A 14,897-nucleotide genomic window follows, 5' to 3' on the forward strand; every position below is an offset into this window, starting at 1 on the left:
TAATATTCTACTATGCAAATTCAACCGCTTGAGGTCTAGGTGGCTGTTCAGTGTTAACATCAGACATATTAGTGTTCACTTCATCGAAATTCCTCTCAGCAAATTCGCTTGCCACCTCTGTAAAACACTTTCTAACAAGAGGCATAATTATTGGCATTAATAGCCTTCGTGGATCATACCGTCCTAACAGATCAGTTTCCTTTTGCACTCTATCTCTTAGATCTTCCTCAAGTAAATCTTTCATGTGTTTTTCAGTGTATATTTCACAAGCCTTTGAAAATGTAGGACTAAATATCTCAGTAGCTAGCAGTGCTAACAATGACAAAGTACCAAATATTGTCACATCAACATAAAAACTGCCAGAGATAAAACCCTCTATCATTAAAGAAGTAAAAAAGACAGGCAAAGGGTAAAAAACAAAAAGCTTATAGCATAAGTAAATACAATTTATTCTATTTACATATTGATCAGTAGAAATTTCAGAGTTTTTGTATTTTTTTTCGTAATGTTGTGTTAAAGCAGATAAAATCTCTGTCATAATAAGATTTAATGCTACTAGTGGCAAGCATAAACACATCAAGGTATCACTGGCAATTAACCAAGTAGGCAAGAAACAATAGCAATAAATTGCTTCAGCAAAAGCTAAAAAAAGTAAAGTATTTACTTTTTTCTTTAAAGTACTAGATAGCAAATCGTCTCTACGCTTTATAAACTTTTGCATTAGCGCTTGTTTGTCTTCCCTTATTAAACTTCCATTCTTTGTTAAAGGGGCGATATAACTAAATAATTGTATGTTAGGTTTAAGCAAGTGTTCGTCAAGCTCATTTCTCAGCTCTTTGACTTTATCATCGAAAAGTGAGCTATATCTTGTCCAAGAATTTATATAATGGATTAATTTATTTTGGTGTTGCAGATCCTGTATTAGCGAGCTGCTTTTTTTTTCAAGTATAGAAGCAAGCTCAGCAAAATTCCTTCCTCTAACTTCCTCTTCAGTGATATTCAATTTTTCAAATAATTTCTTCCTATAATGGAATTCACGCGCTGTTAAATGCCCATCACTTTCAGCATCAACGCTAATTTTAACACAAGGGTCCCCTGACTTTAAAGGTTCAATATATGCATTTAATTCTTTATAAGCTTTGTCAAGATTTTTAAATCTTTCTTCATTTCCACCTTTATCAGGGTGGTGTACAAGAATCAATTTTCTATATTGTTTTTTTAAAACGCTACTAAGCTCTTGATGATCCTTACCTATAACTTGCTTAGCTTCTATTTCCAATACGTTGAACAGATCAGCATTATCACAAAACTCCTGACCAGTTAACTTAAAATGTTGACCCATTACTACATCTCACATAAATAAATTATATCTCTAGTATAATCTATTTAAATGTTTTATGCAATCATAAGAATGTCAAACGATCATTAAGAGAAAAACCCCTCTTTCCCATCATACAAATACAATTTGTCCATTCTCACCACGTCAAAATTGTGTTCTTCGAGTTTGATTAGCAAGTTATTTACATCACTATTTGTAATAGCTTGCTTTTCATTATTTGCGATAAACCTATAGGTTATTTGGTCACTTGAAGGTTTTGAGTTTCCTGGCCAAATCGCAAGTCCTTTTGAGTATATTGCTATCATTTGCAGATTACTTGATTCAAATAATCCTACTATTTGATCAACATTACTGGATTTGTCCCAAGCGAGAGTTATATCACTACCCACTAGCTTTTTAACTTTGTAATCTTGTTCGTAATTGTCTTGTACTTTATTTATTTTACTATCCAAATTTATTTTACTATCCGAACCACTGCCAATTATAAGCTCAGCAGGTTTCTTTCCTAAATTATCTATAACAGCTTCTGCAAATTCTTTGGTACCAACTTTCTGTTTACTTCTTTTCTCCTTATATAAATCGGCAGTGTGTATTCCATCCTCCAAAGTCTTGAGCCATGCATCGTAGATTAGTTTTGCAGTACCCACTTGACCTATGTAAATTAGCATATGCACTGCAGCATTTAAAAGACCAGAAGGATTGGCTATGTTTTTTCCTGCAATATCAGGGGCAGAACCGTGCACTGCTTCAAACATTGCGTATTCATTCCCGATGTTGCTACTTCCGGCAAGCCCCACAGATCCAGAGGTTTGTGCGACTATATCTGATAATATGTCGCCATATAAGTTCTCGGTTACTATAACATCAAAATTCTCCGGTTCTGTTGCAACACGCGCCATTCCAATATCAACTATATAATGTTCTGCCTTTATATCTGGGTATTCCTTTGCAATGCGATCAAACGCGGCATGGAAAGTTCCGTCAGTCATTTTCATGATGTTATCTTTAGTCAGGCAAGTTACTTTTTTTCTGTTGTGTTTTTTTGCATATTCAAAAGCGTACCTGCATATCTTCTCTGAGCCAGATCTAGTAATAATTTTAGTGCATTGGTAAGAGTCACCAGTGAGCCTATGCTCTATTCCGGTGTAAACGTCCTCTTCATTTTCACGTATCACTACGATATCAAACTTATCGAATTTATTTTCTATAACAGGATGATATGAAATGCATGGTCTGATATTTGCATACAACCCTAGATTTTTTCTGAGTGCAACGTTTAAGCTTTTGTGCCCTTTACCTTGAGGAGTTGTTGTCGGAGATTTTAATAATATTTTTGTCCTTTCAATTGATTCCCAACCACTTGGAGAAATTCCGTGAGACCATTCTTTACTATAAACACGCTCCCCTATTTCAATAATATCTATTGAGATTTCCGCTTCTGCTTCGCGCAATATCGACAGCACCGCTTCCATGATTTCTGGTCCGATACCGTCGCCATATGCAACTGTGATTAGTGTTGACATAACTTCCCTAGTTATAAATGATTTAATATTAATTTAAATAATAGAGTGGCACAAGTAGCTAATATTACCCAAGTTAGTATATTTACGGTTATTTAATAACGTATTTTTATATCATATGATGATATTATGAAATATAGGTGGGGTTATGAATACTGAAATAAATGTTAAAGTAAATTATGTAGGATTTACAAGGCGTATTGTAGCAGAAATACTTGACCTCATCATATTTTCCCCTCATTTTATCTTCGGTTTTATCTATGGTGTATTCATCGTATCATTACAAGATCAAGATAAAGATAAAGACTCTTTTCAGGAACTTGCACAACTAGCAACAGAAATACCATTTATAGTTTCTACAGTGGTCGCAACATTAGTACTAACAATATCCAAAATATTAATGGTAACAAAACTTGGTGGTACCCCAGGAAAACTATTGTGTGGTATGCATATTAAAGATGCTAATACATTTACAAATGTTACCCTTATGCAAGCAACAATAAGATGTATTTCTAAGGGAAGCATCTGGATTATTTTTCGCTTTTTGCTTCATCTGCATTATCATGGTTATACTTTTCTATATCTTTTAATTGTGCTAATTTTATTTTTGTTTGCAGTATTTGATCAACGCAAACAGACTTTTTACGATAAAATTGCAAAAACAGTAGTGATAGACTATAAATCTAGTTGATATTTTTCTTTATAGGTAGTACATGGATAAAAAAGTAAACTACTCAACGATGACAAGACGTACTCTAGCATTTATAGTTGATTGTATTTTATTTATCGCAATACCATTTGGTTTAATGGCGGTGGGTTTCTCACTTACACACGCAATACAAGGGATCATGGGTGCAATAATTGTAATCACCACGATTGTATTTTCTTTATTTTTAATGATACCATGTATATTTCATATATTCATGCTAGTAAAATTTGGCGGCACTCCAGGACACTTGTTATTTAGCATGCGTGTAAAAGACAAAGATACATTTGAGTCAATCACTACAATGCAAGCAATGAAAAGGACTATAGCTCTTTTTATAATTTATTGCATATCACTTTGTAATCCCATTTTATTCTTAGCTATACTAATCTTAGTTTTAGTATGTGCAGTAGGTGATGAACATAAACAAGCTTTTCACGACAAAATTGCAAACACGGTAGTGATAGATTATAAACCTAGTTGATATTTTCCTTTAGCTGTCTGCCACCAAGGGTGTCATTCCAGTGTCACGCGCTAACTTAAGGTAAATTGCCAACTTAACTATAAATATATTTTGGTAAATCCAAATTATTTTAGCTATAAGAGCGTTTTACTTTTTGCTCAGCATATCCATCATAACTGGCTTACTTTTAGTGATTCATGGAGTTAAAAAAGTCAGCATTGCTCTTTGTTAAAAGTAGTTTGTCACGTAAAAATTCCATTGCTTCAACGGGTCCCATAGGATTGAGTATCCTACGCACCACCCATATTTTATTTAGTATAGCCTTATCAACTAATAGCTCTTCCTTCCTTGTTCCGGATTTTGTAATATCAATAGCTGGAAATATACGTTTATCAGAAAGTTTTCTATCAAGTATGATCTCAGCATTTCCTGTACCTTTAAACTCTTCAAAAATAACTTCATCCATTTTTGAACCAGTCTCTATAAGAGCTGTGGCGATTATAGTTAAAGAACCCCCATTCTCAATATTACGAGCTGCTCCAAAAAAGCGTTTTGGTCTCTGCAGTGCGTTTGAATCTACACCACCAGTTAGAACTTTCCCAGACGAAGGAATAACCGCATTATAAGCACGTGCAAGTCTAGTAATATTGTCAAGTAGAATTACCACATCTTTTTTATGCTCAACCATTCTTTTAGCTTTTTCTATTACTATTTCAGCAAGCTGTACGTGACGGTAAGCAGGCTCATCGAATGTAGAACTTACTACCTCACCTTTTACAGAACGTATCATATCTGTTACTTCTTCAGGTCTTTCATCTATAAGTAACACTATTAATTCTACTTCAGGGTGATTTATAGCTATAGAGTTAGCCATTTGCTGAAGCAATACTGTTTTTCCTGTGCGAGGTGGAGCAACTACTAACGCTCTTTGCCCTTTTCCAAGAGGAGCTACTATATCTATAGCACGCATGCTTAAGCCTTTTTTATCATCACCATTATTACACTCAAGTACTATGCTTTCCTCAGGATAAAGAGGAAGCAAATTATCAAAATGGACGTACTTTCTTAATTCACTTACTTCAGTAGAGTTTATACTTTGAACCTTAGTTAAAGTAAAATATCTCTCTTTATCACCAGGTGGCCTTATTTCTCCATATGCCATATCTCCTGTACGTAAATTAAACTTCTTTATTTGCCCGTTAGAAATATAAACATCATCGGTACTTGGGGCATAATTTGCACTTGCTGAACGTAAGAAACCAAAACCATCAGGCAATATTTCCACTATTCCACTCCCTGTGGTTATGCCTCCTTCTTCACTCATTTTTTTCATTAAGCTGAATATTATTTCCTGCTTTAGCATTCTACCATTGCTTTTACCGTTAGTTGAAATTTTTCTTTCTTCAGCTAACTCTAACAATTCTTCTGCTGTTTTCTCTTTTAATTCGCTCAGATCTAATGTTTTTCTGTTTTTCTCAGTACCTTCATTGACCATCTGTTTTACTGTATCGTTATTGTAAATTTGCTCACTTTTTTCAGGTTGAGCTGTAACCTTTCCTTTTGCCAAAACATCTTCATTGATTGTTGTCATAATCCTCCAAAAATTTTAATTGATGCTTACTAACCTAAAATGTGACTATAAGATAATAAATTAGGCTGAGTTAGTTTCAGTGCGTATTAAGCTTAATTATCATTAAACCTCGTACTTTACTTACATTATACTAATAAACACTAGCAAGTCAAGTTAATTTAATGTTAACAAAACACAAAAATTTGAGGATTTTCAATAGCTATTCTTTATATTTTTTTAACCTTTCTTGCTTCTCCTCTTCTACTTTTGCTTTTTCCACTTCTGCTTCTAAATTTTCTTGACTACATAAGCCGAGTAGTACAGGATCTTGGGGTTTTATATTTTGCATGTTATGATGAGATCCATCTCTTACCTGCTCAACTGTGTAATTTGTTGTACTAATTAATTTAGCTATAACGTTATTGTCCAAGATAGGAAATTTTTTTACTAAATAATAAATCGCATCAGGTTTATCTCTACGTCTTGCCGTAGAGGCAAAGCCAAGAATGCTACCAATCGCTTTACTCCTTTTTTTTATATTTTTTATAATCAAATTTGGTACACGATTTGGATTTTTTTTGCAATCATCGATTTCTTTTTCAGTAATTATTCCAGAAATAATAGGGTTATATTTTTCTACTTCTATTTCCTCATCAGCTATGTCTTGTACTTCTTCAAGGGCCAATCTGCAACATTGTGCTATTTGATTAAAAGTTAAACCAGTGTTGTCTACTAACCAAGCAGCTATTTGCACTAGAAACTGTTTATTTCTATCGTTATTGCCCTTAGAAGATTCCATTGACATCAAAAAAGCATCTCCCATTTAAAGTATCCCTTACTGTTATACAGAGCTAAAATATAAACTATTAAAACTAAAAAAGCATTAATTTTGTCATTCAATAACTTTTTGTTTGTCACTTCCCACCTCTTAAGTTAATTAAATGCGCTTACCTTTAAGCATATTTCAAACAAAATATTTCCCCTTTCTAAGGTATAGTATAACTCAGTTAAACATATGTTCCTATTTAAGATTAGAGAGTTAAATTTTAAGTTAATATATTATATATATTATCTAATAAAGCAACAGGTTTACAAGTATTAAATTATCACTATTCTATAATTAACCATTAATTAACTGAGTTTAAAATGAATGTTAAAAATTTTTTCACTAAAATAACCGTTGTCCTTTTAGCTTGCTTGTTAATCTTTGTGGGAGTTGGCAACCTTTTATCAGGTGATGATGAAAAAGAAGAGGTAGCTAGGGTTGGAAAAGAAGTTATAACGTCAGATGAGTATAAGTCGCTATATCAAAATTATGGAAAACAAATTTCTGGATCTGATGCGAGTAGAGAACAAGTAAAAAAGCTGAAATATGATTTGCTTAACGCACTTATAGAGCAAAAACTATTGTTTAACCTAACTAGTGAGCTGGGGTTGACAGTTGGAGAAGAATCTATAAAAAACCATATTAAAAACACCAAATACTTTCAAAATGATAAAGGTGAATTTGACAAAAATAAATTCTATGAAACGCTAAATGACCTGCATATGACAGAGAAAGAGTATATAGCAAAGCTAGAGAAAGTCCTGCCTGCAATGATGTTCATGACTTCATTATTTAAAGATAATTATCCAGTAACTTTTGGCGAGAAAATTGATGAGCAGATATACAAAAGTCGCTACCAAACTAGAGTAGTTGATATTGTTAAAATAACTGAAGATGCAGTTACAAACATTCCTGAACCAGATGATCAAGCCTTACTTGATTTGTACGAAAGAAATAAATCCCATTTTTATTATCCTGAGTATCGAACTGCGCAATATATTTCCCTAGGCCAAAAGTATTTTGAAGATCAAATCAAGATCTCAGATGAAGAAGTTGATGGTATAATAGAACAACAAGAACTTAAAAATCAAAGAGATATATTCAATGCAATATTTTCTACCAAAGAAGAAGCTGAGACAGCAAGAAGAGCATTTGAGGAGGGTAAAACAAGCTTTGAACAGATAGTAGAAGAGTTTGGCAAAGCAAAACTTGAGGAAACTAGAGTAAATAATATAACTAAGGATTTTTTACCAGAAGACGTGAGAGAGAAGGTGTTTGCTCTTAAAGTAGGTGAAGTAAGTGAAGTTTTAGCAAGCAGTTTTGGTTGGCACATAGTAAAAGTGGAAAGTGCGCATCAAATCTCTGATGAAGACTTAGTTGATTTAAAAAAAGACATAAAGTCAGTTCTAACTAACCAAAAGTCTTTTGAAAGAGTCAATGATTTCATAAACCAAGTGAACTATAAGATATACAATGGTTCAGAAATTGAAGAAATATTGAGTGAATATAATTTACCTATACAAACTATTGGTCCAGTAGATGCGAGTGGAAAAGATCAAAGCGGTAATAACGTAGGAGATTCTGGTGATTTGATTTCTTTCATTTTTTCGCGAGAAAAGGATCAGAAAGGTTATTTTAAGGGCGTTGGGGACGCTGTTGTTAGTGTAAAAATCATCGATATCGTTCCACCTAAATCACAAAGTTTTGAAGAAGGCAGGGCATTAGCGGTAGAGCTTTGGCGTAGTGAGTTTATAAAAGAAAGAATGTTTAAATTCGGGCAAGAGGTTGCAGTTCAACTAAGAGAAAAAACAGATTTGGAAGAAATTCAAGGTGTGGAATTAGTTAAAGGTCAGCAGATGCACCGCAATAAAGTGGATCAACAAAACTACCCCTTTTCTTTTGTAGAAGAGATTTTCAATATGAAAACAACTGGTTCAGTGACAGATCCTATTCAATACAATAATGAAATTATAATAGGTGTTCTAAAAGAAATGCATTCATCAAATGGCAAATTAAACATGCTTGACACTGGAAAACGTGTGATGATATCGCTAAAAGAGCAATTAATTAGCTATCTGGAATCAAAGTATAAAGTCGAAGTTAATCACGCTATACTTGATGATATATAGTCAAAAATCTTATAAGTTGCTTCAAACGCATCCAGTGCCCAGACACACAACTGTACGAACATTGCGATTTGAGAGCAATCTTCACTAGAAAGGATGTCATCCCAGTGCCCAGACACTGGGATCCAGGAATTTTATTAAGTTGGTAAGCATAAAAGTAGCCGTTTTATGTTAAAATACAACGTTTTAATGATTAAAAAAAGGCTGGATTCCAGTGGGCTTTGTTGCATAGCAACTGAAAAAATCTGGTGGCTACTGACAAAATTCATTATAAAATAGCCATTTAACCTTGAAAGAAAAAATATGCCACAAAAAATGAGGGTCAGTAACCATAGCGAATATAACAAATTTCTAGAAAAAAGAGGAAATATTTTTCATTATATCAACGAAGCCATAGAAAAGTGGTACGAGAATGGTCCAAAAATACCAGGTGGCAACAATATTTATAGCGATAAAGTTGTAATTTTGGTGCACATAATAACTTGTTTATTTAGAATAGGCCTGAGGCAAACAGTTGGGTTTATAGCAGGATACCTTGAGCAAATTGGGAAAAATTTGCAAGTTATCAGCTATTCACAATCATCAAGAAGGTTTAAGAAACTCAATATTAAGATCAATGATTGCAGAAAATAATATGGAAGATATCGAAATTGCTATAGACAGTACAGGAATTAGTATATACAACAACACTCCTGGTCATAGCAAAGAAAATAGCGAAGATAGAAAGTATCGCAGCTATGAACAGACAAGAAAATTGCATGTAATGTTGAATACAAACAGCAAAAAAGCCATAGCTGTAAAATACAGTAACGGCTGATCACTATGGAGCTTGTGATTTGCTAAAAGAAGTCGATTTTCAGTATGTCATAAAAGTACTATATGCAGATAGGGCATATGACAGAGAAAAGCTCTATAAGCTGTGTAATCAATATGGTATAAAAACGAAAATTCCTCCGAAAAACAACGCAGCAGAGCATCCAAAGTTAGACTATATGGCTGAGAGAAATGCTGCAATTAGACTAATAAAATCATGCAGCGAAGATGGAATGAAGAGGTGGAAAAGGCAAACAAACTACGGAAAAAGATCTTATATAGAAAGTTTTTTCTCGCGACTGAAACAAACATTCGGGTTTAGTTTTAGGAATAAATCTGAGACAAATAGAGAGAAGGAACTACTTGTTAAATGCTATTTGCTCAATAAGTTCACTGATATTGGTATGGCTAAATTTGAGATAGCTTCATAAATTTATTGTGCGTTACCTACTATCCGAAGAGCGATGCAACAAAGCCATTCCAGTGTCAAGCACTGGAATGACACCATTTGCTGTGCAATTTACCTTCAAAAATGAATGTTCGTATAGCTGTGCGCCCGGCACTGCCCTACATTATTGGTAATTATATTATAAGGTGCAAAAGTTGTATAATTCATTTGACTTAAAACGGCTCATTGTATAAAATTGTGGCTAATATATGAATAAAGGTTAACATGGCAGTTAAAATAAGGTTGGCGAGGTTTGGCGCAAAGAAACGCCCTTTTTATAGGATAGTTGTAGCTGATTCACGAGCACCAAGAGATGGGCGTTTTATTGAGAAAATAGGACAATATGATCCAATGTTACCAAAAGACAATAAAAATCGTGTTGTGGTGAAGGCTGATAGATTAAAACATTGGCTAAGCGTAGGCGCGCAAGCAACTGAAAGAGTACTGTGGTTTATCAAAAAAGGCATAGTAACTTTAGAAACAGAACCAAAGAAAACAGAAAAGAAGAAAGTAGAGAACGAGAAAGCACAAGGGCAAGAGGCATAAGTCTCTTAAAATGCTAATAACAAACAGCGATAAATTAGACGATATTGTATCTTCTGATTTGTCAGCTATGAATGACTTTGTCTTCAAAAATGTCAATGATGAAGATGCTAAGCTTGCTACTGATATTATATCTCATCTTGTTAGGTCAGGTGGAAAAAAAATAAGGCCTAAACTAGTTTTTATTATATGTAAAATGCTAAACTATTCTGGGGAGAATAGGATCAATGTTGCTGCATCGGTAGAGTTTATACACAATGCTACTTTACTTCATGATGATGTGCTCGATGAAAGTGAGGCACGCCATGGAGTTAAAACAGCGAATAAGATTTGGGGAAATAAATCAAGCATTTTAGTTGGTGATCTATTGTTGACACTAGCATTTAGATGGCTTATAGAGTGTGGAAATTTAAATATTCTCTCTATTTTATCTAAAGCATCGTATTTACTTGTGAAGGGTGAAATAAAGCAGATGACAACACGTTTTGACCCCCACACAATCAGGGAAAATTATTTTGATATCATTGGAGAAAAGACAGCGTCTTTATTTTCTGCATGCTGTGAAGCTGCATCTACAGTATCTGGTGCAACAGATGACGAAACAGAGAGGCTAAAGAATTTTGGTTTTAATTTTGGTATGGCATTTCAAATAGTTGATGATATGCTCGATTATACTGCTAGTCAAGGCACTTCTGGAAAGCAAATCGGAAAAGACTTTTTCGAAGGTAAAGTCACCTTACCTGCTATTATAGCATACGAAAAGGGCAGTCCAGCAGAGCAAAAATTCTGGGAAAAATGCTTTTCTTCAGCTAGACACAATTTTGACCAAGCATTACACTATATTAATCACCATAATGCCATTCAGCTTTCTATGGAAAAAGCTAGACACTACATTAATATGGCACAAAATGATATTAGTACTTTTTCTGATTCTTTTTATAAAACTACTTTAATTAACTTTTTAAATGCGAGCATAGAAAGACGAATGTAGCTGGCGCTTGATATTTTCAGATTAATTGTTATATATTTATTAGATTCTTAAGGGTAATGATATGTCAGATAGCAGTAAGGAGAAAAAGAAGAAGTTTGCTGATATGGTAAGTAGGCAGAAAGGTGACGACCAACAAAGTGATAACCATAAGCAAACTGATGATTTAAATGAAGATCTCAATACATTAAGAGAACGTGCAGCTCAGCTTGAAGATCATTTACGCCGTGCTGTTGCAGATAATGAAAACGTCAAACGTATAATGCAAAAGCAAATTAGCGATGCAAGTGACTACGCAGTCACAAAACTTGCACGTGATATGATCGACTCGTGCGACAATTTAAAAAGAGTAATGGAAATTTTGAAAGACGGTGATCCTGTTCATGAGGGGATTAAAGTAGCTTATCAAAAAATTATAAATGATCTAAAAAAACATGGAATAGAGGAAGTAGATCCACTTGGTGAGCTTTTTGATAGTAATTTACACCAAGCTGTTGTGGAAAGAGAAGACAATGAAAAAAAGCCTGGCACCATTGTAGAAGTACTACAAACTGGTTATACTATCAAAAATAGGTTGCTCCGTCCTGCAATGGTTATTCTTTCTAAGAAATCTGCTGATTGTGGAAGCGATTAGCATGAGGTAAATGTATAATGACAAGTATTGTCTTTTCAGGTATCCAGCCAAGTGGCGTACTACATTTAGGTAATTATCTTGGTGCAATCAAACAGTGGATAGACTTACAGGATAAATACAAATCTCTTTTTTGTATTGTCGACCTACACGCAATCACAGCAAATAAGCTTCCCGCAAGTGAATTAAAAAGTAATATTTTCAAAACAGCAGCAGCTTATATTGCATGCGGAATAGATACAGAAAAGTCCATTATTTTTAGTCAGTCCACAGTTAGTGGTCATGCAGAACTGGGCTGGCTGCTTGGATGCTATACACCAATTGGTTGGCTTAATCGCATGACTCAATTTAAAGATAAAGCTGGCAGCGATAAACAAAAAGCCTCTCTTGGATTATATAGTTATCCAGTACTTATGGCTGCAGATATATTGTTGTATCAAACTAAATACGTTCCTGTTGGTGATGATCAAAAACAGCATTTGGAGCTTGCACGTGATATTGCATCAGCTTTTAACAATCATTATAAGCTGGATTATTTCATCGTACCTGAAATCTTAACTTTGGATTGCACATCAAGGATAATGAGCTTAAGGGATGGCACAAGCAAGATGAGTAAATCTGATCCTTCAGAACATTCGTGCATTAACCTTGATGATACGGATGACTTAATTGTCAAAAAAATAGAAAAAGCAAAAACAGATTCAATTCTAGGCTTTGCTACTTTAAAGTGCCGACCAGAAATAAGCAATTTGATAAACATTTATTCAGTGCTTAGTAATGTAAATGCAGAAAAAGTATGTGAAGAAGTGAACAAACATGACATGAAGCACTTCAAAAAAGAGTTAGCTGATTTAATTATCAGTGTTATATCACCCATACGTGAGAAAATGAATGATCTTTTAAAAGACCAATTCCATTTACATGAAATATTAAAAAAAGGCACAAAGAAAGCAGCAGAAATTGCAACCCATAATATAAAAGAAATCAAGGATATTATTGGATTTGCTCAATATCTGTAAGGTTCCAAAGTGTGATGGTGCGAACCGTCATACCGCCGCGGTATCTCAGCCGCTAACACGTAGCGGGATGACGGTTTTTCAAATTGTCGGTAAATCTAAGTCAGTTTAGCTATAGGCAGCAATTTTCTGTATTTATTTTAAGTTGAAGAAAGCTCAAATGAAAAATCGTGTTTTGCTAAAAATCACAGAATGCATTCTGGTTACAAAATTCTCTAATGGTCTTAAATAAAACTTCCAGTGAATGATTGTCAGACATATTGTGCTCTGCTGATTTTATTAAGTGTACTTCAACATCGGTTGACTTAATTTTTTCAGCTAAATTCAATGAAGTTTGATAAGGAACATCTTTATCATTAATGCTATGCAGCAAGCGCACAGGACAGTTTATATCTATTGTCTTTTTGTTTAAAAGAAGGTTCTTTCTGCCATCTTCGATCAAATTTTTAGTTATTTTGTATGTACAATGCTCTGAAGTAAAATCTATTACACCTTTAGAATCTAGTTCTTCTTTTTGCTTGCCTGACAATTGCTTGAATATAAAATCTTCAGTAAAATCGGGAGCAGACGATATACCAATTAGTGCTGCAATTTTTTCTGGAAATTGAAGGGCAGTGAGCAACATCAGCCATCCTCCCATACTTGAACCTATAATTATTTGTTTATCGCTAGTTAATTCACTCATTACTTTAGCACAATTTTTTTGCCAATCACTTATCGTGTAATCAATAAAATTACCACTTGAATGACCGTGACCAAAATAATCAAATAGCACAAGTGCTACGTCATTTTCTTGGCAAAATTTGTAAATAGCAGTTGCTTTAGTTCCATCCATATTGGATGCAAATCCACCGAAAAAAACTACAGAAGCTTTCTTTCCTTGTAGCTTTCGATATGCTATGTGACCATTATTTCCATCAAACAATTTACAATAATCCATACTACTTTGGCAAAGCAACCGGGCTATCACTCAATTGATGCAAATAACTAACTAGATCTGCAATTTCTTGTGGATTGGAAATACCTGCAAATGCCATACGTGTACCTTTTATATAGGCTTTTGGGTTCTTTAAAAAGGCAAATAGCTCCTCATACCCCCATTTTCCACCTCTTTCAAGCACTGCTTTTGAGTAATTGAATGAGTTACCAAGATGGGCCTTTTTATTTCCAACTATGTTCCATAAGTTTGGTCCTACTTTATTCATTCCACCTTTCTCAAAACTATGGCAGGCTATACATTTTTTTGCTGCTGATTTACCTTTCTCAAAGCTAGCATTCTGCATGAGCGCTCCAATATCAAGCGCCACTTGCTCGATTTTTTGCTGGAACTCATTGCTGCCAGCAGCTACTATCGTTTGGTGTTCAATCTTATATTCTTCTGGACTGTAAAGCATATCAACTACATTACTAACTATCATAATGATTAGCCCAGAAAGTAAAATCGATGCTGCAATCTTATTAAGCTCCATAGTTAATTTTTATTAAGTAATGTTACTTAAATTATGCGAATATTTTCGCAAATAGCAACCAATTACCTTGAAGCTCGCTAAAGATGAGAGTCTCTATAGCTGACCCAAGAAAGGTTTTCCTACGTCCATACCGCCGCGAACCGTCATACCGCGATTCATTCGCGGTATCTCAGCCGCTAACAAGAGATCCCGCTAACAAGTAGCGGGATGACGAGGTTCACTGCCATTAAGTTAAGGAAAGAATGGTTAAAAACTGAACTAAAAAGTCAGAAATAATTAAGGATTTATGACAAATGCTGAAACAGAATAGAGTAAACTTTAAAGCAGATAAACTCTGAAGTGTAAATTACTTAAGAAACAGTTTGTTTAGAAGTCATTTTACAGGAGCTATGGCAATAAGCTACCCAGTTATTATCAGAAGATATGAATACTACCTCTA

13 protein-coding genes and 2 pseudogenes are annotated in these 14,897 nt (G+C 34.2%); 9 read left to right on the top strand and 6 right to left on the bottom strand.

What is annotated here, in order from left to right:
- Window positions 1-10: 10 nt before the first annotated feature.
- Both OM961_RS04590 and icd read right to left on the bottom strand, forming a co-directional pair.
- Window positions 11-1,342 (bottom strand): DnaJ domain-containing protein, encoded by a 1,332-nt coding sequence (locus tag OM961_RS04590; protein ID WP_264339499.1) that lies wholly within the window; start codon window positions 1,340-1,342, stop codon window positions 11-13.
- Between the two features lie 83 nt (window positions 1,343-1,425).
- Complete coding sequence (gene icd, locus OM961_RS04595) at window positions 1,426-2,862, bottom strand: isocitrate dehydrogenase (protein ID WP_155969097.1); 1,437 nt, start codon at window positions 2,860-2,862, stop codon at window positions 1,426-1,428.
- Window positions 2,863-3,007: 145 nt separating this feature from the next.
- Between icd and OM961_RS04600 the strand changes: the two genes are divergently transcribed.
- Together OM961_RS04600 and OM961_RS04605 are read left to right on the top strand one after the other, a co-directional pair.
- Complete coding sequence (locus OM961_RS04600; protein WP_155969099.1) at window positions 3,008-3,550, top strand: RDD family protein; 543 nt, start codon at window positions 3,008-3,010, stop codon at window positions 3,548-3,550.
- Window positions 3,551-3,572: 22 nt separating this feature from the next.
- Window positions 3,573-4,049, top strand: a complete 477-nt coding sequence (locus OM961_RS04605; protein ID WP_006279800.1) for an RDD family protein — start codon at window positions 3,573-3,575, stop codon at window positions 4,047-4,049.
- A gap of 166 nt (window positions 4,050-4,215) precedes the next feature.
- Here OM961_RS04605 and rho read toward each other — a convergent pair whose 3' ends face one another.
- Together rho and OM961_RS04615 are read right to left on the bottom strand one after the other, a co-directional pair.
- Window positions 4,216-5,619, bottom strand: coding sequence for a transcription termination factor Rho (rho, locus tag OM961_RS04610; protein ID WP_007549497.1), 1,404 nt, complete (start codon window positions 5,617-5,619; stop codon window positions 4,216-4,218).
- 199 nt (window positions 5,620-5,818) lie between these two features.
- On the bottom strand, window positions 5,819-6,421 hold the full coding sequence (locus OM961_RS04615) for a cell cycle transcriptional regulator TrcR (protein ID WP_010082495.1): 603 nt from the start codon (window positions 6,419-6,421) through the stop codon (window positions 5,819-5,821).
- Window positions 6,422-6,741: 320 nt separating this feature from the next.
- On the opposite strand from OM961_RS04615, the pseudogene OM961_RS04620 reads away from it, so the two are divergent.
- From OM961_RS04620 to trpS, 7 genes and pseudogenes are all read left to right on the top strand, one after another.
- Window positions 6,742-8,553 (top strand): annotated as a pseudogene (locus OM961_RS04620) (peptidylprolyl isomerase); the annotation flags it as partial.
- 300 nt (window positions 8,554-8,853) lie between these two features.
- Window positions 8,854-9,794: pseudogene (locus OM961_RS07665) on the top strand (IS5 family transposase).
- Window positions 9,795-9,801: 7 nt separating this feature from the next.
- Entirely contained in the window at window positions 9,802-9,945 is a 144-nt protein-coding gene (locus OM961_RS04640; RefSeq protein WP_264339501.1) for a hypothetical protein, read from the top strand.
- A gap of 91 nt (window positions 9,946-10,036) precedes the next feature.
- Complete coding sequence (gene rpsP / locus OM961_RS04645; RefSeq protein WP_006279266.1) at window positions 10,037-10,357, top strand: 30S ribosomal protein S16; 321 nt, start codon at window positions 10,037-10,039, stop codon at window positions 10,355-10,357.
- A 10-nt stretch (window positions 10,358-10,367) separates the two neighbouring features.
- Complete coding sequence (locus OM961_RS04650; RefSeq protein WP_264339502.1) at window positions 10,368-11,345, top strand: polyprenyl synthetase family protein; 978 nt, start codon at window positions 10,368-10,370, stop codon at window positions 11,343-11,345.
- A gap of 61 nt (window positions 11,346-11,406) precedes the next feature.
- Complete coding sequence (locus OM961_RS04655; RefSeq protein ID WP_155969407.1) at window positions 11,407-11,976, top strand: nucleotide exchange factor GrpE; 570 nt, start codon at window positions 11,407-11,409, stop codon at window positions 11,974-11,976.
- Window positions 11,977-11,993: 17 nt separating this feature from the next.
- Window positions 11,994-12,992: a tryptophan--tRNA ligase gene (trpS, locus tag OM961_RS04660; protein WP_006280207.1), complete on the top strand. Its 999-nt coding sequence runs from the start codon at window positions 11,994-11,996 to the stop codon at window positions 12,990-12,992.
- A gap of 175 nt (window positions 12,993-13,167) precedes the next feature.
- Here the strand turns inward: trpS and OM961_RS04665 are convergent, their stop codons facing one another.
- Together OM961_RS04665 and OM961_RS04670 are read right to left on the bottom strand one after the other, a co-directional pair.
- On the bottom strand, window positions 13,168-13,929 hold the full coding sequence (locus OM961_RS04665; RefSeq protein ID WP_264339503.1) for an alpha/beta hydrolase: 762 nt from the start codon (window positions 13,927-13,929) through the stop codon (window positions 13,168-13,170).
- Between the two features lies 1 nt (window position 13,930).
- On the bottom strand, window positions 13,931-14,458 hold the full coding sequence (locus OM961_RS04670) for a c-type cytochrome (RefSeq protein ID WP_010082469.1): 528 nt from the start codon (window positions 14,456-14,458) through the stop codon (window positions 13,931-13,933).
- Window positions 14,459-14,897 lie beyond the last annotated feature (439 nt).

The organism is Wolbachia endosymbiont (group A) of Cydia splendana (assembly GCF_947179475.1).
Lineage (GTDB): Bacteria > Pseudomonadota > Alphaproteobacteria > Rickettsiales > Anaplasmataceae > Wolbachia > Wolbachia pipientis.

Excerpts from the sequence above, each read along its gene's own strand:
- OM961_RS04590 (WP_264339499.1), bottom strand. The coding sequence starts at position 1,342 with ATGGGTCAACATTTTAAGTTAACTGGTCAGGAGTTTTGTGATAATGCT.
- icd (WP_155969097.1), bottom strand. The coding sequence starts at position 2,862 with ATGTCAACACTAATCACAGTTGCATATGGCGACGGTATCGGACCAGAA.
- OM961_RS04600 (WP_155969099.1), top strand. The coding sequence starts at position 3,008 with ATGAATACTGAAATAAATGTTAAAGTAAATTATGTAGGATTTACAAGG.
- OM961_RS04605 (WP_006279800.1), top strand. The coding sequence starts at position 3,573 with ATGGATAAAAAAGTAAACTACTCAACGATGACAAGACGTACTCTAGCA.
- rho (WP_007549497.1), bottom strand. The coding sequence starts at position 5,619 with ATGACAACAATCAATGAAGATGTTTTGGCAAAAGGAAAGGTTACAGCT.
- OM961_RS04615 (WP_010082495.1), bottom strand. The coding sequence starts at position 6,421 with ATGGGAGATGCTTTTTTGATGTCAATGGAATCTTCTAAGGGCAATAAC.
- rpsP (WP_006279266.1), top strand. The coding sequence starts at position 10,037 with ATGGCAGTTAAAATAAGGTTGGCGAGGTTTGGCGCAAAGAAACGCCCT.
- OM961_RS04650 (WP_264339502.1), top strand. The coding sequence starts at position 10,368 with ATGCTAATAACAAACAGCGATAAATTAGACGATATTGTATCTTCTGAT.
- OM961_RS04655 (WP_155969407.1), top strand. The coding sequence starts at position 11,407 with ATGTCAGATAGCAGTAAGGAGAAAAAGAAGAAGTTTGCTGATATGGTA.
- trpS (WP_006280207.1), top strand. The coding sequence starts at position 11,994 with ATGACAAGTATTGTCTTTTCAGGTATCCAGCCAAGTGGCGTACTACAT.
- OM961_RS04665 (WP_264339503.1), bottom strand. The coding sequence starts at position 13,929 with ATGGATTATTGTAAATTGTTTGATGGAAATAATGGTCACATAGCATAT.
- OM961_RS04670 (WP_010082469.1), bottom strand. The coding sequence starts at position 14,458 with ATGGAGCTTAATAAGATTGCAGCATCGATTTTACTTTCTGGGCTAATC.